Source organism: Microbacterium sp. NPDC058021, from assembly GCF_042885955.1.
Taxonomy (GTDB): domain Bacteria; phylum Actinomycetota; class Actinomycetes; order Actinomycetales; family Microbacteriaceae; genus Microbacterium.
In genome coordinates, this window is sequence record NZ_JBHVRF010000001.1 from 118,557 (window position 1) to 142,036 (window position 23,480).

22 protein-coding genes and 1 pseudogene are annotated in these 23,480 nt (G+C 70.3%); 14 read left to right on the forward strand and 9 right to left on the reverse strand.

The window, feature by feature from the left end; translation table 11 throughout:
• Positions 1-3 precede the first annotated feature (3 nt).
• From trxB to ACFVR6_RS00540, 3 genes are all read right to left on the reverse strand, one after another.
• Positions 4-996, reverse strand: a complete 993-nt coding sequence (trxB, locus tag ACFVR6_RS00530) for a thioredoxin-disulfide reductase (protein WP_386957791.1) — start codon at positions 994-996, stop codon at positions 4-6.
• A gap of 105 nt (positions 997-1,101) precedes the next feature.
• On the reverse strand, positions 1,102-2,694 hold the full coding sequence (murJ, locus tag ACFVR6_RS00535) for a murein biosynthesis integral membrane protein MurJ (RefSeq protein ID WP_386957793.1): 1,593 nt from the start codon (positions 2,692-2,694) through the stop codon (positions 1,102-1,104).
• The gene (locus ACFVR6_RS00540) at positions 2,691-4,928 is read right to left on the reverse strand and encodes a DUF6049 family protein (protein ID WP_386957795.1); all 2,238 of its coding nucleotides are present in this window, start codon (positions 4,926-4,928) and stop codon (positions 2,691-2,693) included. The genes murJ and ACFVR6_RS00540 overlap by 4 nt, the downstream gene beginning before the upstream one ends.
• A gap of 78 nt (positions 4,929-5,006) precedes the next feature.
• On the opposite strand from ACFVR6_RS00540, the gene ACFVR6_RS00545 reads away from it, so the two are divergent.
• From ACFVR6_RS00545 to ACFVR6_RS00565, 5 genes and pseudogenes are all read left to right on the forward strand, one after another.
• Positions 5,007-6,527 (forward strand): DUF7059 domain-containing protein, encoded by a 1,521-nt coding sequence (locus ACFVR6_RS00545; RefSeq protein WP_386957796.1) that lies wholly within the window; start codon positions 5,007-5,009, stop codon positions 6,525-6,527.
• A 38-nt stretch (positions 6,528-6,565) separates the two neighbouring features.
• Positions 6,566-7,993 carry a CCA tRNA nucleotidyltransferase gene (locus tag ACFVR6_RS00550; RefSeq protein ID WP_386957798.1) on the forward strand — a complete coding sequence of 476 codons (1,428 nt, stop codon included), beginning with the start codon at positions 6,566-6,568 and terminating at the stop codon, positions 7,991-7,993.
• 92 nt (positions 7,994-8,085) lie between these two features.
• A pseudogene (locus tag ACFVR6_RS00555) lies at positions 8,086-9,413 on the forward strand (GAF domain-containing protein).
• 227 nt (positions 9,414-9,640) lie between these two features.
• The gene (locus ACFVR6_RS00560) at positions 9,641-11,188 is read left to right on the forward strand and encodes an acetaldehyde dehydrogenase ExaC (RefSeq protein WP_386957800.1); all 1,548 of its coding nucleotides are present in this window, start codon (positions 9,641-9,643) and stop codon (positions 11,186-11,188) included.
• A 67-nt stretch (positions 11,189-11,255) separates the two neighbouring features.
• Positions 11,256-11,654, forward strand: coding sequence for a DUF779 domain-containing protein (locus ACFVR6_RS00565; protein WP_386957802.1), 399 nt, complete (start codon positions 11,256-11,258; stop codon positions 11,652-11,654).
• Between the two features lie 9 nt (positions 11,655-11,663).
• Here ACFVR6_RS00565 and ACFVR6_RS00570 read toward each other — a convergent pair whose 3' ends face one another.
• Positions 11,664-12,848, reverse strand: coding sequence for a hypothetical protein (locus ACFVR6_RS00570; protein WP_386957804.1), 1,185 nt, complete (start codon positions 12,846-12,848; stop codon positions 11,664-11,666).
• Between the two features lie 437 nt (positions 12,849-13,285).
• Here ACFVR6_RS00570 and rpsF point away from each other — a divergent pair, with 437 nt between their 5' ends.
• From rpsF to ACFVR6_RS00605, 7 genes are all read left to right on the forward strand, one after another.
• Positions 13,286-13,642, forward strand: coding sequence for a 30S ribosomal protein S6 (gene rpsF, locus ACFVR6_RS00575; protein WP_386958801.1), 357 nt, complete (start codon positions 13,286-13,288; stop codon positions 13,640-13,642).
• 5 nt (positions 13,643-13,647) lie between these two features.
• Positions 13,648-14,166 (forward strand): single-stranded DNA-binding protein, encoded by a 519-nt coding sequence (locus ACFVR6_RS00580; RefSeq protein ID WP_386957806.1) that lies wholly within the window; start codon positions 13,648-13,650, stop codon positions 14,164-14,166.
• Between the two features lie 34 nt (positions 14,167-14,200).
• Positions 14,201-14,455 (forward strand): 30S ribosomal protein S18, encoded by a 255-nt coding sequence (gene rpsR / locus ACFVR6_RS00585; protein WP_133541417.1) that lies wholly within the window; start codon positions 14,201-14,203, stop codon positions 14,453-14,455.
• 11 nt (positions 14,456-14,466) lie between these two features.
• Positions 14,467-14,919 carry a 50S ribosomal protein L9 gene (rplI, locus tag ACFVR6_RS00590; protein WP_386957808.1) on the forward strand — a complete coding sequence of 151 codons (453 nt, stop codon included), beginning with the start codon at positions 14,467-14,469 and terminating at the stop codon, positions 14,917-14,919.
• Between the two features lie 380 nt (positions 14,920-15,299).
• A complete protein-coding gene (gene dnaB / locus ACFVR6_RS00595; protein WP_386957810.1) occupies positions 15,300-16,661 on the forward strand; it encodes a replicative DNA helicase in 1,362 nt (453 codons plus the stop codon).
• Positions 16,662-16,786: 125 nt separating this feature from the next.
• Complete coding sequence (locus ACFVR6_RS00600; RefSeq protein ID WP_386957811.1) at positions 16,787-17,524, forward strand: tyrosine-protein phosphatase; 738 nt, start codon at positions 16,787-16,789, stop codon at positions 17,522-17,524.
• 111 nt (positions 17,525-17,635) lie between these two features.
• Positions 17,636-18,040, forward strand: a complete 405-nt coding sequence (locus ACFVR6_RS00605; protein WP_386957813.1) for a DUF5684 domain-containing protein — start codon at positions 17,636-17,638, stop codon at positions 18,038-18,040.
• Between the two features lie 63 nt (positions 18,041-18,103).
• Here the strand turns inward: ACFVR6_RS00605 and ACFVR6_RS00610 are convergent, their stop codons facing one another.
• A complete protein-coding gene (locus tag ACFVR6_RS00610) occupies positions 18,104-18,994 on the reverse strand; it encodes an aldo/keto reductase (RefSeq protein ID WP_386957815.1) in 891 nt (296 codons plus the stop codon).
• Positions 18,995-19,187: 193 nt separating this feature from the next.
• Here ACFVR6_RS00610 and ACFVR6_RS00615 point away from each other — a divergent pair, with 193 nt between their 5' ends.
• Positions 19,188-20,138 carry a manganese catalase family protein gene (locus ACFVR6_RS00615; protein ID WP_386957817.1) on the forward strand — a complete coding sequence of 317 codons (951 nt, stop codon included), beginning with the start codon at positions 19,188-19,190 and terminating at the stop codon, positions 20,136-20,138.
• Between the two features lie 132 nt (positions 20,139-20,270).
• On the opposite strand, the gene ACFVR6_RS00620 is transcribed toward ACFVR6_RS00615, so the two are convergent.
• The 4 genes from ACFVR6_RS00620 to ACFVR6_RS00635 form a co-directional block, all read right to left on the reverse strand.
• Positions 20,271-21,104, reverse strand: a complete 834-nt coding sequence (locus tag ACFVR6_RS00620) for an MBL fold metallo-hydrolase (protein WP_386957819.1) — start codon at positions 21,102-21,104, stop codon at positions 20,271-20,273.
• Positions 21,105-21,167: 63 nt separating this feature from the next.
• Positions 21,168-22,007, reverse strand: a complete 840-nt coding sequence (locus ACFVR6_RS00625) for a DMT family transporter (RefSeq protein WP_386957821.1) — start codon at positions 22,005-22,007, stop codon at positions 21,168-21,170.
• Positions 22,008-22,080: 73 nt separating this feature from the next.
• Positions 22,081-22,497 carry a TfoX/Sxy family protein gene (locus ACFVR6_RS00630; RefSeq protein ID WP_386957823.1) on the reverse strand — a complete coding sequence of 139 codons (417 nt, stop codon included), beginning with the start codon at positions 22,495-22,497 and terminating at the stop codon, positions 22,081-22,083.
• Positions 22,422-22,763, reverse strand: coding sequence for a YciI family protein (locus ACFVR6_RS00635; RefSeq protein WP_386957825.1), 342 nt, complete (start codon positions 22,761-22,763; stop codon positions 22,422-22,424). The genes ACFVR6_RS00630 and ACFVR6_RS00635 overlap by 76 nt, the downstream gene beginning before the upstream one ends.
• A 156-nt stretch (positions 22,764-22,919) precedes the next feature.
• Here ACFVR6_RS00635 and ACFVR6_RS00640 point away from each other — a divergent pair, with 156 nt between their 5' ends.
• Positions 22,920-23,300, forward strand: coding sequence for a DUF2255 family protein (locus ACFVR6_RS00640; protein WP_386957827.1), 381 nt, complete (start codon positions 22,920-22,922; stop codon positions 23,298-23,300).
• The last annotated feature ends 180 nt before the right edge of the window (positions 23,301-23,480 follow it).

Below are 23,480 nucleotides of genomic sequence, written 5' to 3' on the forward strand. Positions count from 1 at the left end.
TCCTCAGACCGTCGCGGGGTCGGCCGCCGGGAGGCCGTCGATCTGCGCGGCATCCGTCGCCGGCAGCGACGCCTCACCGCGCGCGGCGAGGTAATGCTCGACGTCGAGGGCTGCCACCGTACCGCTGCCGGCCGCGGTGACCGCCTGACGGTACGTGGGGTCGATCACGTCGCCGGCGGCGAACACTCCGGGCACCGAGGTGCGCGACGAGCGGCCGTCGACCCACACGGTGCCCTCGGGGGTGAGCTCGAGCTTGTCGTGGACCAGGTGAGTGCGCGGGTCGTTGCCGATCGCGACGAACACGCCGTCCAGTGCGAGCTCGCGACGCGAACCGTCGACGGTGTCCTCCAGCACGACGCCGGTGACGGCGTCCTCACCGAGGATGTCGACGACCGCGCTGTTCCAGACGAACTCGATCTTGGAGTTCTTGAACGCGCGCTCCTGCATGATCTTCGACGCGCGCAGCTCGTCGCGGCGGTGGATCACGTAGACCTTCGAGGCGAACTTGGTGAGGAACGTGGCCTCCTCCATCGCCGAGTCCCCACCGCCGACGACGGCGATGACCTTCTCGCGGAAGAAGAACCCGTCGCAGGTCGCGCAGTACGACACACCCCGGCCGGAGAGACGGGATTCGCCCTCGATGCCGATCTTGCGGGGTGCGGAGCCGGTGGCGAACACGATCGCTTCGCCCTCGTGCACCGCACCGCTGCCCAGGGTGACGGTCTTGGTGTCACCGGTCACATCGAGCGACACGACGTCGTCGTAGAGCACCTCGGCGCCGAAGCGCTCGGCCTGCTCCTGCATCTTCGTCATGAGGTCGGGACCCATGATGCCCTCGGGGAAACCGGGGAAGTTCTCGACGTCCGTCGTGTTCATCAGTTCTCCGCCGGCTTCGACGGAACTGGCGATCACGAGAGGTTCGAGGTTGGCGCGTGCCGCGTAGATGGCCGCGGTGTAGCCGGCCGGACCTGATCCGATGATGATGACCTGACGCACGTGTGATGCTCCTTCGACGGCGGACGAGGGGCCGCCCGCTCATGTCTCAACACATGCTAACCGCGGGGCATTCCAGCCGCCTCCGGCGCACGGCGCGGCGTGGACTCAGCGTCGGCCGGGCAGCACGCGGCGCACGAGGCCGAGGGCCACCTGCAGCTCGGGAGCCCGCAGCACCGCGAGCATGCCGACGTACACCGCGGCGACGACCGCTCCGATGAGCATGGTCCCGAGGGCGCCCTGCAGCTTGTCGGCGACCATCCAGCTGTCCTGGGCGCCGACGGCGAAGTAGATCAGCCAGCCCGCGGCGCCGGCGGGCAGGGCCGCCAGGACGAAGCGCCCCAGCGCGGGGACCCACCGGCCGGCCTCGAGCCGCCCGATCTTGCGCCGCAGCAGCACCGCCGCCATCACGAGGGCCACGGTGAGGGCGCTCGACTGTCCGAGCGCGACGCCTGCCGCCGTGAGACCTGCGGGCAGGGTGGATGCCAGCAACGCCGTGACGGCGACGATGACGGCCTGCACGAGTGAGAAGACGAAGGGGGTGCGGGTGTCGCCCAGCGCGTAGAACGAGCGCTGGATGGTGAACAGCACCGCGATGGGGATGAGTCCCACGAGATACCCGCTGAGCACCAGCGCGCCTTCGACGGCGGTGGGGGCGTCGTTGGTGAAGATGCGGGAGACGGGCACGGCGGCCGCGGCCAGCGCGGCGGTCGCCCCGACGATGAGCACGCCGATCGAGCGGATGCTGGTGTCGATGTCGCGGCGCATGTCGTCGATGCGCCCGTCGGCGGCGTGCTCGCTCAGCTGCGTGAAGTACGGGATGCCGATCGACAGCACGATGATCGAGTACGGCAGCATGAAGATGAGGTTCGCGTTGCCGGTGACCATGTTCGCGGCGGCCCCGGCCTCGGAGGCATCCGACAGCACGTTCGATTGGACGATCGCGCTCAGCTGGGCCACGAGCACCATGAGGAACGTCCAGCTCGCGAGGCGCCCGATGACGCCCAGCCCCATGCCGCGCCAGCGGAAGTCGGGGCGCAGGTGCAGGCCGGTGCGGCGCCAGAAGACCAGCAGCAGCGCGGCCTGCAGCACGATGCCGAGGGTCGCGGTGCCCGCGATGAGCGCGATCATCGCGGCATCCCAGCCCTCGATCGAGGACTGCGTTCCGTAGAGCACGATGAAGGCGCCGAACCCGAGGATCGAGACGACGTTGTTGACCACCGGCGTCCACGTGTACGGCCCGAAGACGCGGCGGGCGTTGAGGGTCTCCCCCAGCAGCGCATAGAGGCCGTAGAAGAAGATCTGCGGCAGGCACCAGTACGCGAAGACGGTGGCGAGGGCGTGCTGTTCGGGGGAGAAGCCACCGCCGTAGAGCGAGACCAGCAGCGGCGCGCAGGCGACCGCGATCACGGTGATCGCCAGCAGCACCACCGCGCCCAGGGTGATGAGCTTGGAGATGAACGCCTCGCCGCCGTCGTCGCTGCGGCCGGCGGCGACGATCTGCGGCACGATGACGCCGGTGAGGATGCCCATCGAGACGATGAGGAAGATCGCGTTGGGAAGCTGATTCGCCACGACGAACGCGTCGCCGGCCATCGCCGTGCCGATCGCCGTGACGAGCACGATCGATCGCAGCAGCCCCGTCACTCGCGAGACCAGAGTGCCGGCTCCGATGAGAACGCTCGCGCGGCCGATGTTCATCGTTGTCCGTTCTCGGCGGTGTCGTCCGGGGTGTCGTCGGTCGGGGTCTCGGCAGCGGCGCGTCCGCGGCGGCGGCGCACGGTGCGCACCAGGCCGATCACGAGCAGACCGACCACGACGATCGCCAGCGCGGCGATGCCGATGACCTCCCAGTCGGCGCGCACCAGCACGGTGGCCGTCTGCGAGGCTCCGATCGGAAGGTAGCTCGGGGAGAGCAGTTCGAGGCGCAGGTCGACCTCGCCGTTGCCCACGTGCGCCTCGACCGGGATCTCGACGCGGGTGTTGCTGTCGGGCGCGGCGCGCACGGTCGTCGCGCGCTGCACCAGCAGGCGCGGGTCGCCCGGCTGGGCGATGAGCACGACGTTCACGGGCCATTCCAGCCCGTTGCGCACGAAGATGCGCAGCGGCACGTTCTGGCCGACGAGGTTGATGTCGGTGAGCTGGGGGATGCTGACGGAACCGAGGGTGCGCGCGGTCGCCTCGCGATGCGCCGTGACGGCGGTCTGCCAGCCGGCGGGATCGGGAAGCCATCCGCCGCCCAGCAGCTGCAGCATGTCGGCCCGTTCGGGCGCGGTGAGCACCGCCGGGTCGTCGAGGATGGTGGCGAAATCGGCGAGGGCTGCTTCGTCCTGGGGCAGCGCCGAGATGGCGGCGGTGCGCGCCTCGTCGGAGGAGGCATCGACGATCGACACGTCCGTCGCTTCGGCGGTGAGCAACGCCTCGAGACCGGTCGAGGCGGCCGCCGGGGCCGTCTCGACCGTCGACAGCGCGGTGGTGATGCCGAGCCGCGAACGACCGTCGCCACGGTCGAGAGTGACCAGCAGCGGGCGACCATCGCTCTCGCGTACGGCGAACGCGAGCTGCGCGGTCGCCTCGGTCAGTGCCGCTGCGCGCAGGGCGCTCTCATCGGTCATCGAGGCGCGCTGGAGGGCGGCGGAGATCGCAGAGTCGTAGACGAGGGCGGATGCCGCCTCGACGGTGGCCCGGGCGGGCACGGTGCCCGCGTTGGCTCCCTGGGCGGTGGTGTCGGAGGCGATGAGGGTGGCCGTGGCGACCTGGTCGGTGCTGAGCGCGCCGAGGGCCGAGACGACGTTCGCACCGGCGGTGCCGGTGAACGGCCAGTACACCCCGCCCCGGGCACCGTCGATGGTGAGCAGTTCCTCGAGGCTCGGGTACACAGGGTCGCCCGGCACCGTGGTCGGTGCAGGGCTGGGGGTGGCGCCCGGTGGGGTCGGTGTCGGTGTCGGTGTCGGCGTGGGGGTCGGAGTCGGTGTGGGCGTGGGGTTGGCGGCGGCATCCGGGATGAAATCCGCGGCGTTCAGGTAGGGCTGCAGCGTCGTCGGTGCAAGCGGAGCCGTCAGGCCGGAGTCGATCTGGGCCGAGACGTCGGCATCGCCGAACTGCAGCGCGAAGCGTTCGTTGGGCAGGCCCTCGAGGCGCGCCAGCCACGCCGTGGCACCCGCGGGCGCCGAAGTGCCCAACGCGCGGATCGCCGCCGCGATGGCGGGGTCGATCGCGAGGATCGCACCGGTGCCGTCGACCGCCTCGAGCTGGGCGGTGAGCTCACCGTCGGGCGCGGTGAGCGCGAGCAGCTCGTCGGAGGACAGCAGACCGTCACTCAGCGGCGGCGCCGTGATCGGAACGACGACCCCCACCGCGACGGGGGCGACCGTGTCGTCCGGGACGATCAGCACACTCGTGGCGACCAGCGCATCGGCGCCGATGGAGGCGGTGGCACGCAGCGGGTAGACCCCCGGCGTCCTGCCGGCCATCAGCGGATCCTCCGGGGGCACCATCATGCCCGTCGTGCCGCGTTCCCCCGCCTCGACCGGGTCGGTCTGGGCGGTGCCCAGCACGTCCAGTTCGCGGCCGCTGCCGTCGCCGGTCAGCCAGCCGGTGAGTGCGGCACGGTCCGGCAGGGCCGCGGCGCCCACTTCGAGCACGACCTCGGCGGCGGGCGCCTCGGCGTCGGTGTCATTGGTGAGGGACACCGACAGTGAGAGCACCTCGCCGGGACGGGCGATGCCGTTGCCCACCGGGGCGAGGGTGAGCTCCAGCGCGCCGGCGGGCGTCTCCGGGCTCGGTGCGGGGGCGGCGGAAACCGGGAGCGCGGGCGTCAACGTCAACAGGACGAGCACCGCGGTCAGCAGCGCAACGATCCACGGACGGCGTGGGGCGGCGGGGATGTCGGTCATGGTGGGCTTCTGCTCGGGGTGCGATTCATGACCGCACATCAGGCCGATTCTAGGCCGAGAGCCCTCCGAGCAACCCGAGTGCCCGGGCGATCCGCCGGATGCGGGTTGAATGGGACCATGCCGCTCTCCCCCGATCCCGCCCTGTGCCGGGCCCTCGCCGCCGACCTCCGCGACGCGGGCTTCACCGCCGATGCGCTGCGCACCGCGTGGGGTGGATCGGCGGATGCCGCGATCTCGCGCGGCCTGCGCGGTCCTGCCGAGCGGGCTCTCGCCTGCCGCACCGACGCCCTCGCCGTGCTGGCGCGGTTCTTCGTGCTCGGCCTGGTGCAGCCGGCGACGACGCTGACGGATGCGCTGCCGCGCACCACGGTCGCGGGGCTGGTCGCGCTCGATCTCGCCGCGGCCGAAGAGGGCGGCATCGTCGCGCCGCGAGCACTCATCCGGCCCCAGGAGTTCGTGGATGCCGCAGGCGACATGCAGTGGTGGATCGCGAGCGACCTCGACGAGGCGGCACTGGGCGGACCGTTGCCGGAGGGTCACGTCCTCGGGGTGGGTGGAGCGTCGCTGACCCTCGCCGGGCTGCAGCTGCCGGGGCACGTCGGCCGGGTGCTCGACGTCGGCACCGGGTGCGGCATCCAGGCCCTGCGCGCCCGTCGCGACGCCGACCATGTCGTCGCGACCGACATCTCCTCACGCGCCCTCTTCTTCACCGAACTCAATGCGGCGCTCAACGGCGTCGATGGCATCGAGGTGCGCCACGGCAGCCTGTTCGCACCGGTGGCCGGCGAGCGGTTCGACCGCGTCGTGTCGAACCCGCCGTTCGTCATCACCCCGCGCGCCGCGGGCGTCCCGGCCTACGAGTACCGCGACGGCGGGCTGGTGGGCGATGCGCTCGTGGCGCGGTTCGTCGGTGGAGTGGGCGGACATCTCGCACCGGGCGGGGTGGCGCAACTGCTGGGCAACTGGGAATATCGCGAGGGCCAGGACGGGCTCGATCGGGTGCGGCAGTGGGTCGCGGCATCGGATATTCCGTTGGACGCATGGGTCGTGGAGCGGGAGATGCTCGATCCGCTCGAGTACGCCGAGCTCTGGATCCGTGACGGGGGCACCACCCCCGGCTCCCCCGCCTTCGCCTCCCTCGTAGCGGCGTGGCTCGACGATTTCGCGGCCCGCGGGGTGACGGCGGTCGGCTTCGGCTACGTGCTGCTGCGCCGGCCGACGGCGGGCGCGCCGACGCTGGCGCGATACGAGCGCCTGGTCCAGGCGGTGCCCGCCCCGCTCGGCCCGCACCTGCAGGCTGCCCTCTCCGCACACGACCGCCTGCAGCCGCTCGATGACGCCGGGCTGGCGGCGTCGGTGCTCGTCGTCGCGGGCGACGTCACCGAGGCGCGCCACCACCTTCCGGGCGCGGAGGCGCCCAGCGTCGTCGAGCTGCGTCAGGGCGGCGGGTTCGGGCGCACGCTCGAGGTCGATCCGGCGTTGGCCGGCCTCGTGGGCGCGTGCGACGGGGACCTGCCCGTGGGCGTGCTCATCGATGCGATCGCCGAGCTGCTCGAGGTGGATGCCGGTGCGCTCCGCGAAGACCTTCTCCCTCGCGTACGTGAGTTGCTGTTCACAGGGTTCCTGGCCTTCGCCTGAGCACGGCACGGCGACGGACGCTGGGTAGGCTCGAACCCATGCTCAACATGGCCGAGGGTCTCGCCCGCGCCGCCGCACTGGCCGCGTCACCGGTGGTCAGCACCCTGGCGGCGGCGTTCGCGGATGCCGGTTTCGAGCTGGCCCTGGTGGGAGGACCGGTGCGTGACGCGCTGCTGGGCCGGACCACCAACGACCTCGACTTCACGACGAACGCGCGGCCCGACGACATCCTCCGCATCGTCAAGCCCGTCTCGAGCGCCCAGTGGGACATCGGCCGCGAGTTCGGCACGATCGGTGCGCGCGTGCGCGGCGAGCAGGTGGAGATCACCACCTACCGCGCCGACGAGTACGACGGCACGACCCGCAAGCCCGTGGTCGCGTTCGGCGACGACCTCGACGGTGATCTCGCCCGTCGGGACTTCACCGTCAACGCGATGGCGCTGCGGCTGCCCGGGCCGGCGCTGGTCGACCCGTCCGGCGGCGTGGAAGACCTGCTCGCCGGCATCCTGCGCACCCCCGTCGATCCCGGCATCAGCTTCGGCGACGACCCGCTGCGCATGCTGCGCGCGGCACGCTTCAGCGCGCAGCTCGGTTTCGACGTCGACCCGGCGACGGTCGCGGCCATGGTCGACCGCGCCGACACCCTGTCGATCGTGAGTCCGGAGCGCATCCAGGGCGAGCTGGTGAAGCTGCTGCAGGCCGACGACCCGGTGCGCGGCATCCGCCTGCTGGTCGAGACCGGCCTGATGGCGAGGTTCCTCCCCGAGGTGCCGGCGCTGCGTCTGGAGATCGACGAGCACCACCACCACAAGGACGTCTACGAGCACTCCCTGACGGTGCTGCGTCAGACCATCGAGCTCGAGCACGAGCGGCATCCGGATGCCGCGCCGGACGTGCCGCTGCGCCTCGCGGCCCTGCTGCACGACATCGGCAAGCCGGCCACGCGGCGGCTCGAAGACGGCGGCGGGGTGAGCTTCCACCACCACGACCTCAAGGGCGCGCGGCTGGCTCGCAAGCGGCTGCAGGCGCTGCGGTTCGACTCCGACACGATCGGCTCGGTCACCACGCTCATCGAGCTGCACCTGCGGTTCTTCGGGTACGCCGAGGGCGCCTGGAGCGACTCGGCCGTGCGGCGCTACGTGCGCGACGCCGGCGACGAGCTGGAGCGGCTGCACATCCTCACGCGCGCCGACGTGACGACGCGCAACAAGCGCAAGGCCGCGCGCCTGCGCTCGGCGTATGACGACATCGAGCGTCGCATCGACGAACTGGCCGAGCAGGAGCAGCTGCAGTCGATGCGCCCCGCGCTGGACGGCAACCGGATCCAGGAGATCCTCGGCATCCCGCCCGGGCCCGCCGTCGGCGAGGCGTACCGGTTCCTGCTCGACGTGCGCCTGGACGAGGGCGTCGTGGACGAGGCCGAGGCCGAGCGGCGCCTGCGCGCCTGGTGGTCCGCCCGCGGCTGAACCGCGCGCCGTCCCTCAGCGGAGAGGGGGGACGCGGATGTGGGCGGAGGGCTACACTGACCGCACGCTCCCCAGCGCCGATCGGAGCCGCCATGTCTTCATGGTCGACGGGTCGCGACGTCTCGCCCGAGAACGCCCGCCTTCTGATCGAGCGTGCCCCGAGGAGTTCGTCGCCCACGGAGATGCCGACGAACGCCGCCTCCACGACGTGCGGGCACTCGTACGCGAGTCGTGGCGCCGGTCGCTGGCGGGCCTCGTCGGCGCCGAGGACCTGCCGCCGCTGGACCTCTCGGCCGCTGAGCTCGAGGCCTACCGTCGCACGCATCCGCTCGCCGGTGTCATGGACATGGTGCGCGGGCTCCTGCTGCCCGGATCCGCCGACGATGCCGGTGTCGCGGTCGCGGTCGGCGATGCCGCCGGCCGGCTGCTGTGGGTCGAGGGTGATCATCGGGTGCGCACCCTCACCGGCGACATGGGGTTCGTCCCCGGGGCCAACTGGTCGGAGCGCACGGTCGGCACGTCGGCTCCCGGCACCGCGCTGGCGCTGGACCGGTCGGTGCAGATCCGGCAGGCCGAGCACTTCAACCGGCTCGTCCAGCCGTGGTCGTGCACCGCCGCGCCCGTGCACGACCCCGAGACGCGGCGACTGGTCGGTGTCATCGACGTCACCGGCGGGCGCGAGGCGGTCACCCCGCAGGCGCAGCTGCTGGTGGATGCCACAGCCCGCGCGATCGAAGGGGAACTGCTCGTGGCGCGGCTGCGGGCGCGCGCCGAGGCACCGGAATCCCGCCGACCGCGGTCACGTCTCCGCACCGCGCGCCCCGATCAGCCGACCCGCGCGACGCTGCGCGTGCTGGGTCGCGATCGCGCGCTGCTGGAGGTTGCCGGCGGCGGCGTCGAGACGGTCACCGAGCTGACCGCGCGGCACGCCGAGATCCTGCTCATGCTGGCCACGCATCGGCAGGGCCTGTCCGCCGAGCGCCTGGGTGAACTCGTCTACGGACAGATGGATGCAGCCCTCACTCTCCGCCCCGAGATGGTGCGGCTGCGCAAGGTGCTCGAGCGTGCGGCGCCGCAGCTCGTGCCGCAGTCGCGGCCGTACCGCCTGCCTGCTGAGCTCGAAACCGACGCGCACCACGTGCTGTCGCTGCTCGATCGCGGGGCGCATCGGGTGGCCCTTGCCGCCTACCGGGGATCGGTGCTGCCGGATTCCGTCGCGCCGGGGGTGGAGCAGTTCCGCGGGACGGTGGGCACCACCCTCAGGGAAGCACTCCTGGCCGAGGCATCCGTGGACGTGCTGCTCGCGTACGCCGACTCGGTGGATGCCACTGACACCGAGGTCCTCCGGCTGTGCCTGTCGCTGCTGCCCGCCCGCTCCCCCAAGCGAGCCCACATCCTCGCCGCCCTCGCCACCGAGTGAGCATTCGCACCCGCGAGTGAGTATTCCCGCTCGCGAGCGAGTATTCGACGGGCTGAGTGAGTATTCGGGCGAGGGCGGGCTTGACCTGCGAGCACTCACTCGGCACCGCGAATGCTCACTCGACGCCGCGAATGCTCACTCGGGCCCTGCAAGGGGATGCAACCTTCGGCGGCGTACGGTCGGCGGTGCGCGGCGATGGGGCCGCGCGTCGCGTCGAAGGAGACAACATGACCATCGTCGAAGAGAGCGTCTCGAGCGTGTACGCCGCACCCGGCCAGCGCGGTGCCGTCGCCGAGTACCGCCCCCGGTACGGCCACTACATCGGCGGCGAGTTCGTCGAGCCGGTCAAGGGCCAGTACTTCGAGAACATCACCCCGGTCACCGGCAAGCCGTTCTGCGAGGTCGGCCGCGGCACCGTCGAAGACATCGACCGCGCCGTCGACACCGCCTGGAAGGCGTTCGAGGGCTGGAAGAAGACGACGCCCGCCGAACGCGCCGTCATCCTCAACAAGATCGCGGACCGCATCGAGGCGAACCTCGAGAAGATCGCCGTCGCCGAGACGTGGGAGAACGGCAAGCCGGTGCGCGAGACGCTCGCCGCCGACATCCCCCTCGCGATCGACCACTTCCGTTACTTCGCCGGTGTGCTGCGTGCCCAGGAGGGCTCGCTCAGCCAGATCGACGAGGACACCGTCGCGTACCACTTTCACGAGCCGCTGGGCGTGGTCGGCCAGATCATCCCGTGGAACTTCCCGATCCTCATGGCCACCTGGAAGCTCGCCCCGGCGCTGGCGGCGGGCAACTGCGTCGTGCTCAAGCCGGCCGAGCAGACACCGGCATCCATCCTGTTCCTCTTCGACCTCATCGGAGACCTGCTGCCGGCGGGCGTGGTGAACATCGTCAACGGATTCGGCATCGAAGCCGGGGCTCCTCTGGCGCAGCACAAGCGCATCCGCAAAGTCGCGTTCACCGGCGAGACCACGACCGGCCGCCTCATCATGCAGTACGCCTCGCAGAACCTCATCCCGGTGACACTGGAACTCGGCGGCAAGTCGGCCAACGTGTTCTTCGAGGATGTCGCCCGCGAGAAGGACGCGTACTACGACAAGGCGCTCGAGGGCTTCACGTTCTTCGCGCTCAACCAGGGCGAGGTGTGCACGTGCCCGTCGCGGGCGCTCATCCAGCGGTCGGTGTACGACGGATTCCTCGCCGACGGCCTCGACCGGGTGGGCAAGATCGTGCAGGGGAACCCGCTCGACCCGGCGACGATGATCGGCGCGCAGGCATCCAACGACCAGCTCGAGAAGATCCTCAGCTACATCGACATCGGCATCAAGGGCGGCGCGAAGCTGCTCGCGGGCGGTGAGCGCGTCGACCTCGGCGGCGACCTGAGCGAGGGCTACTACGTCGCCCCGACGGTGTTCGAGGGCACGAACGACATGCGCATCTTCCAGGAGGAGATCTTCGGCCCGGTCGTCTCGGTGACGTCCTTCGACGACTTCGACGACGCCATCAGCATCGCCAACGACACCCTCTACGGCCTCGGCGCCGGCGTGTGGAGCCGCTCCGGCGACACCGCCTACCGGGCCGGACGTGCGCTGGAGGCCGGCCGGGTGTGGACGAACACCTACCACCAGTATCCCGCCCACGCGGCATTCGGCGGGTACAAGCAGTCGGGCATCGGGCGCGAGAACCACCTCAAGATGCTCGATCACTACCAGCAGACCAAGAACCTGCTGGTGTCGTATGCCGAAGGGGCCATGGGCTACTTCTGATCCATCACCACCGGGCGGAGGGGTCGTCGGGGGGCACCCCTCCGCCCGGTTCTCCAGGGAGGCCAGCATGGTCAGCATCGGAACGTATGAGCGGGTTCAGGTGACGGATGCCGCAGCCGCGCTGCTGCGTCAGCTCACCGAGCAGCACGGCCCGCTGATGTTCCATCAGTCCGGCGGCTGCTGCGACGGCAGTGCGCCGATGTGCTTCCCGGTGGGGATGTTCCTCACCGGTCCGAGCGACGTCAAGCTCGGCGAACTCGAGGTCGGCCTGGTGAGCCCGATCGAGGTGTTCATCTCCCAGGCGCAGTTCGAGTACTGGAAGTACACCCACATCACCATCGACGTGGTGCCGGGCCGCGGCGCGGGCTTCAGCGTCGAAGGGCCGACCGGCTACCGGTTCCTCATCCGCTCGCGCATGCTCAACGACGCCGAGCTGGAGTACTTCGGGCTGAAGCCGCAGGGGTGACCCGCGCCGCTAGAACGCGCGCAGCAGGCCCTGCAGGATCCACACCAGCACGATGCCGCTCACGGCGACGATCGTGACCCACGGGATGCCGCGGGCGAGCCGTCGCCCCTGGGGCGCGACACCGGGTGGCGGGCGCAGGAGCTGGGTGGGCGCCTGGAACGGCAGGGATGCCGCGACCGGCTGACCCGCGGCCGCCGCCGGGGGCGCGGTCGGGCCGGGCGCCGGCGCGGCAGCACCGACCGCCGCGCCGCGCAGCCGGTCGTCGCGCCAGCGCTCCCACTGGTCGAGCTTGCCCAGCACCGCCGCGACGGCGCCGAACAGCCACGCCCACGTGGCGGGGTCGGTCGTGGACAGCTCGCGCTTGGAGTAGAGGAACAGCCAGTCGTCCACGATCTCGACATCCAGCGCGGCGGCGTTGTCGATGAACCGGGCCATGACGTCGGGGGTGAACAGGTACAGCGCGTCGCGCTCGTAGCCGGCAGGGCAGTAGAGCGCGAAGTAGCGGTCGAAGTCGCCCTCCAGGCCCAGTCGCTGATCCTTGTCGAAGGTGAGCGGCAGGTTGGAGCCGAACAGGCTGTTGTTGCCGGTGGCATCCAGCACGATATGAGGCAGCGGGATGTCGAGCTTGACGGCGATGTAGCCCCACTTGTGGGTGGTGCGGTTCTTGCCGGAGCCCGTCGTGTACTGGTAATTGCCGAACTCGACGAAGCGGGGCTCCTCCCCCCGTACGAGGTCCGTGGCCTGCCGGGCGGAGCCGAGGCCGAAGATCATGCCCGGCAGCGGAGTGGCCGTCAGACGCGGCACGTACCGCATGCCGTTCGCCCGCGCGAACCGATCGAGGCGGAACCAGCGTCGCGCCTGCGCGCGCCGTCCGGACCGGATGAGCAGGATGCCGCCGACGACGGCGCCACCCAGCAGCACCAGCAGCACCACCGAGGCGAAGGCGACCTCCGCCACGTCCGGGCCGCCCGTGGTGAAGGTCACCACGGCGAACAGCGTCTGGAACGCAGCGGGGAGGATGAAGAGCGCGACCAGCCCCAGGACGATGACGCCCACGAGGGCCCCACCGGTGAGTCCGCCCGGCGCCCGGCCGGTGCGGCGCAGGTCCGCCGCGAGGCGGCCGGCCTCGGCGTCGTCCACCGGATCCAGGAGCGGGCGGGCGTCGAAGGGCACGGATGCCGCCGGCATCGTCATCGTTGAGTTCCCTGCACGCCCACACGCTACCGAACCCTCCCCCGCCCCGCCGCCGAGTGAGCATTCGTGCCGCCGAGTGAGTATTCGTGGCGTCGAGTGAGTACTCGCGCTCGTGCCCTCGGTGGACCGGCGCGGCATCCGGGCGCCAGTTCTTCGGAGAAAGCCACTCCTTCGGAGGGATGCGCGCCGTGGCATCCGAAGCGCCGCTGTTCTCCGAAGAAGTGGCGAAGACGCCGCGCGCCGCCGCCCGCGCGGCCCCGATCCGCGCGGTCGAGACGCTCAGCGGCATCCGCTAGACTGTCCAGGTTGTCCGTCCAGCGCCCCTGCGCGCGTACGGCCGGACACGTGCACACACCCTCCTGCTTCCGGGAAATGCCCGGGAGCCGTTCTAGTCCGAAGGAGGTGGGTCAGTGACGCACACGCACCAGTACGAACTCATGGTGATCCTCACCCCCGAAATCGACGAGCGTCTCGTCGCCCCCAACCTTGACAAGTTCCTCAAGGTCATCACCAATGATGGGGGCACGATTGACAACGTCGACATTTGGGGTCGCCGTCGTCTCGCTTACGAGATCCAGAAGAAGACCGAAGGCGTCTACGCCGTCGTCAACTTCACTGCCACGGCTGAGGCCACGCAGGAGCTCGACCGTCAGCTGAAGCTGAGCGAGCAGATCATGCGCACCAAGGTTCTGCGCGCCGAGGACGCGATCGCTATGGTCGCCTCCGAGAAGGAGCGTTCCGACGCGAAGGCTGCTCGCAAGGCTGCCGCGCCCGCGAAGGCCCCGAAGGCGTAACCACGATGGCTGGCGAGACCGTCATCACCGTTGTGGGAAACCTCACGGCAGACCCCGAACTGCGTTACACGCAGGGCGGACTGCCCGTCGCGAACTTCACGATCGCGTCGACGCCGCGCACCTTCGACCGTCAGGCGAACGAGTGGAAGGACGGCGAAGCGCTGTTCCTCCGCGCGTCCGTGTGGCGCGATTTCGCCGAGCACGTGGCCGGTTCGCTCACCAAGGGCATGCGGGTCATCGCCAGCGGTCGCCTGAAGCAGCGGTCCTACCAGGACCGCGAGGGGCAGAACCGCGTCTCGATCGAGCTCGAGGTCGATGAAATCGGCCCGTCGCTGCGTTACGCGACCGCACAGGTCACGCGCACCAGCGGCAGCGGCGGCAACAACAGCGGCGGCGGCGGGGGCGGACAGCAGTCCCGCCCGCAGCAGCAGCAGGTTGCCGACGAGCCGTGGGCGACGCCCGGTTCGGCAAGTCCCGACGCGTGGAGCGCCCCCGGCGCCTACGGCGACGACACACCCTTCTGATCCTCGGATCAACCAACACTCGTAAGGAAACACCATGGCTGGAAAGTCGAGCGGCGACCGCCGCAAGCCGCGGAAGGGCGCGAAGAACGCTGCCCCCGCGAAGGCGATCCGTGTCGGCGTCATTGACTACAAGGACGTCGCCACTCTCCGCAAGTTCATCTCGGAGCGCGGGAAGATCCGCGCCCGTCGTATCACCGGGGTCTCGGTGCAGGAGCAGCGTCTGATCGCCAAGGCGATCAAGAACGCACGCGAAATGGCGCTCCTGCCCTACGCCGGCGCTGGCCGGTAAGGGGTCCCGACATGGCAAAGCTGATTCTCACGAATGAGGTCGCCGGGCTCGGAAGCGCCGGCGACGTGATCGAGGTCAAGAACGGGTACGCCCGTAACTACCTCATCCCCCAGGGCTTCGCAGTGGCATGGAGCCGCGGTGGCGAGAAGCAGGTGGCGTCCATCCGCGCCGCTCGCGAATCGCGCGCGATCCACGACCACGAAGAGGCCGTGGCGCTGAAGAACTCGCTCGAGGGCACCAAGGTGCGCCTGGCTGTCAAGGCCGGCGCCGAGGGTCGCCTGTTCGGTTCGGTCAAGACCGGTGACGTCGCTGACGCGGTCAAGGCTGCCGGCCTCGGCGAGCTGGACAAGCGCAAGATCCACATCACCTCCCCGATCAAGTCGGTGGGCGAGCACGAGGCGACCATTCGCCTGCGTGACGACCTCACCGCCGTGATCACGCTGCAGGTGGTCGCCGCCAAGTAAGCGGTTCGACAGGACGGATGCCGTGGCCCCTCGGGTCCACGGCATCCGTCTTTTTTGGATGCACGAACCCGCCGTTTCTGCTACGCCTGCGGGCCGCAGGCTGTGCATAACGCAGATGTCATCCCCAACCTTCAACATCCACTTCAAGCACAATCCCATCCACAGGGTGTGAATTAAAAAAGCCCTGGTAGAAAGTAATAAATTGATCGTCGACTTGAGTGATCCCGGGCGTTTTCCACAGGTGTTGTACACAGGCAGGGCGGCGTTTCGCGCAATCTCTCCACAGAGTTATCCACAGGCTCGGTTGCGTGTGTCGGAGGCCGTGCATAGCGTGAGTTCGTCCCACCCCGACATCCCCAACCCGACGGAGGTACGCGCGCGTGTCGATCGCTGACATCTCCGACGAACGACTCGGTGGCCGCCGAGAGCACGAGCGCACCCCGCCGCACGACATCCTCGCCGAGCAGAGCGCCCTGGGCGGCATGCTGCTGTCGAAGGATGCCGTCGCCGACGTCATCGAGACGCTGCGCGGTGCCGACTTCTACGTGCCCAAGCACGAGCTGATCTTCGAAGCGATCCTCAGCCTCTACTCGCACGGTGAACCCACCGACGTCGTCGCCGTCACCGACGAGCTGATCAAGTCGGGTGAGCTGCAGCGCGCCGGCGGTGCCGACTACCTGCACTCGCTCACGTCGATCGTGCCCACCGCCGCCAACGCCGGCTACTACGCCTCCATCGTCTCCGAGCGGGCGCTGCTGCGCCGCCTCGTCGAGGCGGGCACCCGCATCGTGCAGATGGGGTACTCCGGTCAGGGCGAGGCCGTCGAGCTCGTCAACAACGCACAGGCCGAGATCTACGCCGTCACCGGCGCCGAGACCGCCGAAGACTACGTGCCGCTCGAGACCGCCGTGACCTCCGCCATCGACGAGATCGAGGCCGCCCGTGGCCGCGACGGGTCGATGACCGGCATCCCGACCGGCTTCGCCCAGCTCGACGAGCTCACCAACGGCCTGCACGGCGGTCAGATGATCGTCGTGGCCGCCCGTCCCGCCATGGGTAAGTCCACGCTCGCGCTGGACTTCGCCCGCGCCGCCGCGATCAAGCACAACATGCCCACGATCTTCTTCTCGCTCGAAATGGGGCGCAGCGAGATCGCCATGCGCCTCATGAGCGCCGAGGGCGCCGTGCCGCTGCAGAACATGCGCAAGGGCACCTTGGATTCCCGCGACTGGACCACCATCGCCGCGACCCGCGGCCGCATCAACGATGCGCCGCTGTACATCGACGACAGCCCCAACATGACGCTGGTCGAGATCCGCGCCAAGTGCCGTCGCCTGAAGCAGCGCGTGGGCCTGCGCATGGTGATCATCGACTACCTGCAGCTGATGACCAGCGGCAAGAAGGTCGAATCGCGCCAGCAGGAGGTCAGCGAGTTCTCGCGAGCCCTCAAGCTGCTCGCGAAGGAGCTGCAGGTGCCCGTGATCGCGCTGTCGCAGCTGAACCGTGGTTCGGAGCAGCGCACCGACAAGCGCCCCCAGGTCAGCGACCTGCGCGAGTCGGGCTCGATCGAGCAGGATGCCGACATGGTCATGCTGCTGCACCGCGACTCGGTGTACGACAAGGACACCCGTCCCGGTGAAGCCGACCTTATCGTCGCGAAGCACCGTAACGGCCCGACCGCGACGATCGAGATCGCCTTCCAGGGGCACTTCTCCCGCTTCACCGACATGGCGCCGGTGTAGCTCAGCACCGCGCGCAGGTTCTGTGGGGTTCCGCTCGGACCCGTCCATTTCGCCGACGAGGTGCCCGGTCCGTCCCCATCGGAGACCTCTGGGAGTGCCGCGCGCGCGTGTGAGAACCTGGCCGCATGCGTACGGCTCTCTCGGTGGACGGGCTCGCGAACGCACGCGACCTCGGCGGTATGGACCGCAACCACGGTTCGCTGACGCCGGAGGGCGTGTTCGTTCGGGCCGAGATGCTGGACCGTCTGGACGAGTCCGGGTGGACCTTCCTGCGAGCCCACGGGGTGCGCACCGTCATCGATCTGCGGCGGCCGGAGGAGACCACAGGGGCTGTGCCCGACGACATGGTCTTGCGGCGCGTAGATCTCGACGGTGATGAACGGAACTTCTGGTCGCCTTTCGAGGCGGATGGGCGGTGGGGAACCCCGCTGTACTACGCCGCACACCTGCAGCAGTTGCCGCATCGACTCGCCCAGGTCGTACAGGCGATCGCGTCAGCTCCCAGGGGAGCGGTGCTGTTCCACTGCGGAGCCGGCTGGGACCGAACAGGGCTCGTCGCCGCCTTCCTGCTGAAGTCGATCGGCGTCAGCGAGGATGCCGCAGTGGCCGACTACCTCGTCTCGTTCGCCAACGCTGACGCGATGGCCGCGCTGCATGGTCGGTCCTTCGACGTCGAGGAGCGTCACGCCGTGCTCGCCGCATTCGGCCACACGCCGGAGTCGGCCTTCCGCGGGATGTACCGGCAGCTCGATGTGGACGAGTGGTTCCGTCATGCACGAGTCGACGAGGACGCAGCCCGCGCGATCGTCACCTGGCGCGGACACGTCGACGCGAGCCCGGGTGGATCCGGGGAGGGCGATTAAGCCTCGGCGTCGTCGTCGTGGATGCGCAGGCTTCTCGGCGAGCCGAGGGGTGCGTTCTCGACCTCCGCCGCCGTCACGGGCGCGGTCCGCCGCGGCTCTAGACTCACGGACATGCACAGCTTCCTGCACGTCCTGCCGGTCCTCGCCGAGGTCACCTTCAACGACGACCCCGGGGCCGTCTTCGGCGGCGCCGCGGGAGGGTTCTTCGGCTACGTGCTGTTCGTCGCCGCCGTGTGGCCCTTCCTGAACAAGGCGGGTCAGCCCGGGTGGACGGCGCTCATTCCGTTCGTCGCCGCGTTCTTCATCGTGCGCGCCGCGGGGCTGTCGGCGTGGTGGACGCTGCTGTACATCGTCCCCATCGCGAACATCGTCCTCGCCATCGTCGTGGCGCTGCGGCTCGGGCGCGCGTTCGGGCACGGCGCGGTCTTCTCGGTCTTCCTCCTCTGGTTGCTCTCGCTGATCGGCTATTTCGTCATCAGCTACTCCAGCGACACCTACGACCCCGCGCGCATCTGAGCCCGGCTCCACCGCTCGCGGGCGACGAGCCGTGGGGCGGTGCGCCGCAGACCCGCCGTCGCGTCAGTCGAAGATCGCCACCGATTCCGACAGCCGAGTCACTTCTTCAGGGGTGAGCTCGAGGTCGGCGGCTTTCGCGGAGTCCGTGATGGATGCCGCACGCCGCGCGCCGGGGATCGGGATGACGTGCGGGTCGAGGGCGAGTTCCCACGCCAGCACGGCCTGCTGCGGGCTGACCCCGTGTGCATCGCCGACGTCACGGAAGGCCGAGAACCGGTCGCCGACGCTGCTGGCGCCTCCGCCGGTGCCGCCGAGAGGGCTCCACGGCAGGAAGGCGATGTCGTGAGCGGCGCAGAAGCGCAACTCGTCGATGCTTCCCGGATGCTTCGGTGAGAACTCGTTCTGCACGCTGGCGAGGTTTCCTTCGCCGAGCACGTCGAGAGCGATCTGGATCTCTTCGACACTCGCGTTCGAGATGCCGATCGCGCGGACGAGGCCGTCGTCCTGCAATGACTTCAGTCCCTTCATGATGTCGGCGTAGACACGGGTGCGGTCGGGACGGTGGTACTGGTACAGGTCGATCTGGTCGACGCCGAGGATCTCGAGGGACTTCTCGGCGGCCGAGCGCAGGTACGCCTCCGACCCGTCGCGTCCCTTGGCTCCGTCTTCTCCGAGCGTGATGCCGCCCTTGGTCGCGACGAAGATGTTCGAGGAATCCCCGTCCCAAGTGCGGAGCGCCTCGGCGACGATGCGCTCGTTGTGCCCCATCTCTTCGCCATCCGGGGCGTAGATGTCGGCCGTGTCGATGAGCGTCACGCCTGCGTCGAGGGCGGCGTGCACGGTTGCCACGGCATCCTCGAACGACGGATACCGCTTGTCGTTGTTCATGGACAGCGGCATGGCGCCCAGGCCGATCGCCGAGACCTGTCGTCCTGCCAGAGTGCGCTGCTTCATTGCTTCTCCTCGTCGCGTCTCTCCCAGACTGCCAGGCGTGCACCCGGGCAGGGGTGGGGCTGGACAGCCGGCGGGACGCCGTAGTAGCGCGGCAGGCGGGGAGGGTACGCGGTGTGCGGCGTCTTGGCGAGGGGGTTCGGTAGGTGCGCGCCCGCCCGGGAGTCTGGCCGGATCGAACCCATTGGAGGAAAACATGTACTTCCATGTTCAGCAGCTGATCAACGAGATCGACCAGGACGAGCCTGATCCCGATGCCGCCAACGCGCTGCAAGAGGGCCTCGGTGGCCAGTTCGGCGAAATGCGCACGATGATGCAGTACCTGTTCCAGAGCATCAACTTCCGCGGCCCCTCGGCCAAGCCCTACAAAGACCTCATCCAGGGCATCGGGACCGAGGAGATCAGCCACGTCGAGCTCATCGGCACCACGATCGCGCGGCTGCTCGACGGTTCGCCGCGCTACAAGGGCAAGCCGACCGACCCTGTGGACGCGCCCGGCGCGGGCGGGGCGACACCGCTGAAGATCGCGACGTCGGAGAGCAACATCCACCACTACCTCGTCGGCGCGCAGGGGGCCATGCCGGTGGATGCCGCCGGCAACCCGTGGATGGGAAGCTACGTCTACAACTCCGGCAACCTCGTGCTCGACCTGCTCTACAACCTGATGCTGGAGTCCACCGGACGCCTGCAGAAGTGCCGCCTGTACGAGATGACGTCCAACAAGACCGCCCGCAGCACGATCTCGTACCTGATCGTGCGAGACCAGGCCCACGAGAACGCCTACGCCAAGGCGCTGGAGACCCTGGGCGTGAACTGGCGCACCGCGCTGCCGATCCCGAAGACCAACGCGGAGAAGTTCCCCGAGGTCGCGCGGCTGCTGGAGCTCGGCCTGCAGAGCAAGCAGTACTCGTTCGACCTCAGCAACCTCTCCGAGGCGGGGAAGATCTTCCAGGGGCTGTCGCCGTCGAACGACGGCACGCAGCTGGATGCCAGTGAGCAGGCCCCGGCCGGCGTGCCGATGACGATCGCGGCGGAGCGGCCCGAGGAGTTCTCGCCCGGCGCCGACGACGACCTGCGGGCGCTGATCGAAGCCACAGCCGCGATGGAGATGGCCGACATCGAGCGCACGTTCGGCGAGATGTCCTGACATCGCCGGGAGGGGGCCGCGGCGACCGTCGTCGCCCCTTCCCGCTGAGCGGCCTCGGCGCGCACCGCCCTCGCCTTCCGACACGGCGGTCCCCCGCACCGCTGCGGCACGAGGCGATGTCGCCTGCCGCACTCACCCCGCGGCGTCCGCCTCCCCGGCCCGGCGTCGCGCATACGCCTCCACCTGCCCGGCGTGCAGGTCGCCGACCCACTCCCAGCCGGGTTCCGGTGCGTCGATGCGCGGATCCCGGAACTCCCCGCCGCCGCGAAGGGCCTCGATGTAGGCGCGGTCGCGTGTGAGCCGCTCCCGCAGCCCGGTCCCGTCTCCCGGCGATCCGTGCCCGGGGATGACGACGTCCACCTCGTCGGCGACGCCGGCCAGCACGTCCAGCCCGACGAGGTAGTCCGCCAGCGGATCCGCCGCGCCCTCGAGGTCGGGCATCGGCACGAAGACGTCCGACAGCATGTCTCCGGCGATCAGCACGCGGCATCCCTCGACCAGGAGAGCCGCGTGACCGGTCGCGTGCGCGGGATGCGCGAGCACCCGCACCGACGGGCCGTCCCACGGCAGGTGTGTGGCGTCCGCCGGCAGGGCGGTGAGCAGGCCGAACGGCTCGACGGGGACCTCGTCGACGATCTCCGGCGGCAGCGCTTCGCGCACGCGGTCGCGCCAGCCGGGCTGTGAGCGCAGGTCGCGCATGAACGACGCGGCGTCGGCGGTGGCCCAGCGCGGGGCGTCGCCGAGCTCGGGATGCCACAGCACGTGATCCCAGTCGGGGTGCGTCGCGAAGCCCGCGACGACCGGCAGACCGAGGTCCCGCAGGTCGTCGGCGAGGCACTGCATCTCGGCCCCGGTGATGCCGGGGTCCACCAGCAGCACACCCTCGGCGCCCTGCACGACGACGGTGTTGTTGCGCAGCAGGTCGCTCCGGTGCACGAACACCCCGTCGGCGACCGGGGTCAGCATGCGGGGCATCCCGTCGCGAGGGGTGGGGCGGTGACGGTCATGGGTCCTCCTTCGTGGTGCGGTTCAGTCCAGCGACAGCGCGATGATGGCGAGCGTGCAGATGCCGATGCCGGCGCCCTGCGAGGCGGTCAGTCGCTCCCGCAGCACGCCGGCGGCCAGCAGCACGGTGACGGCGGGGTAGAGCGAGGTGAGCACGGCGGCGATGCCCAGACTCGTCGCGCCGCTGGAGAGCACGAACGTGAGCGTGCCCGCAGCGCCCAGGAGCCCCGATGCACCACCCCAGGCGAGCACGTCGCGGGTGGGGCGCCAGGGCTGGCGCAGCAGGAGCGCGGCGCCGAGGGTGAGCACCGCCCCGGTGAGCTGGTTGGCGGCGAGGGGGAGCAAGCCGGCATCCGCCCGGATCTGAGCGAGGGCGATGAACAGCAGACCGAATCCGGCGCCGGCCACCGCGCCGTCGAGGAGGGCGGCCCACGAGCGCGGCGGCCGGTCGCGACCGGCTTCGCGGGACACGAGCCAGATCCCCGGGAGGGCGATGGCGATGCCCGCCCAGACCAGCCAGCTCGACCGCTCCCCCAGCGCGACGCCCACGAGCACCGGGAGCGTCGCCGCCCCTACGGCCGAGATCGGAGCGACGAGGCCCATCCTTCCGCGGGCCATGCCACGGAAGAGGAAGAGCCCGCCGGCAGCCGAGCCGACCCCCGCCAGCACGGCCCAGGCGAAGTCGGATGCCACGGGCTCCCCCCGCCGCAGCAACGCTGCGATGAACAGGGCCAGCATGCCCGCGACCTGCCCCACGAGCAGGATCTGCCAGGGTGAGGACCGCCGGGCGCCCACACCGCCGACGAAGTCGCTGGCGCCGTACGACACCGCCGATGCCAGCGCCAGCAGGATCCCGGGGTTCACGGCATCCAGCCTGGAGCCGGAGCGGTCGCGGCGGAAGGCCCGCGCGCGCGAGCCGCCGTGGCCGGCTGAGCGGTCAGCGGCCGTCGCGCCGGCGCAGCGCCTGCTCGAGCCAGAACTCCAGCATCCCGTCGTCGCGCACGGCGTCGCCGTCCACCCGGATCCATCCCTCGCCCATCGACCGGCCGGCGCCCATCTCGGCGCGGGCGGCCTCGGGGCGGGCCACGAGCGCGGCATCGTCGTCCACGGCGACGCGCACGAGCAGGCCGAGGTCCTTCTGCGCGGCGACGAGCATCGCCTCCTCGAACATCACCGCGATCGCCCCGAACATCGCCACCTCGCGCACGGCGCCCTCAGGGAGGCGCCGCTCGATGCGGTCGAGCAGTTCGCGCCTGGCATCCGGCTCCACCACGATCGTCAGCTCGCCGGGTCGTACATGAAGGCCCGCAGCTCCTGCGGGCACCGGCAGGCGGCCGCGATCTTCGCCGCCCACGCCTCGGCCTCGACCCGGGTGGGCACCTCCAGCACGGTGTACCCGCCCTCAATCCGGGCGGTCTGCGGGTAGGTCCCCTCGGTCACGGTGCCATCCGCGGCGACCCGCACCGGGGTGATGTCCTCGTCGATGCCGCCGCCGAACACCCACACGCCGGCATTCTTCGCTTCCTGCACCACGGCATGCGATGCCGCCGACACGGCCGCCATGTCGGCGGGGGTGGCATCCATCTCTCCGCTCGGGAACGAGATCAGGTATTTGGTCATGGCCCACTCCTTCGTCACGGCGGATGCCGGTCAGCGTAGGGCGCGGGCGTGACGACGTCGAGAGGGCGACGGCAGAGCACCCTGGCGCGGCTGACGCTGTCGTCGTAGCGTCGGACCCAGCCGCCCGCGCCCGGCCGGGCCGAACGAGGAGCACAGATGACCTGGGACGCCCAAGACCTCACCCGCGTCGGCGGAGCCGAAGAACTCCAGGTCTCCTCGCCCCGCAAGGACGGCAGCGACCGCCCGTTCGTGACCATCTGGACGGTGCGCGCCGGCGACGACCTCTACATCCGCTCCGCGTACGGCCCCGACAACCCCTGGTACCGCCGCGCGCGGCATGCCGGCATCGGGCGCATCCGCGCCGGCGGAGTGGACAAGGCGGTGACCTTCACGCCCATCGACGCGGCCGACACCGCGACGCAGGAGGCGGTGGATGCCGCCTATCACGCCAAGTACGACCGCTTCGGCCCGCAGATCGTGGGCACCGTCACGGGCGCGGCATCCCACGACACGACACTGCGCATCGACCCGCGCTGACCGCCGGTGGCCGCGCCTGCGGTGGATGCCGCGGCCGCGCCGGCCGGGACGAGGGGATCTGCCCGGATGCGGATGGTTCAGGCCCAGGGGTCCGCGTTTCGGCAGATCTCCGCATCTCGGGCGGGGGCCGGAGGGGCGGATGCCGCAGGCGGGCGAGCAGGCGGGCGAGCAGGCGGGCGC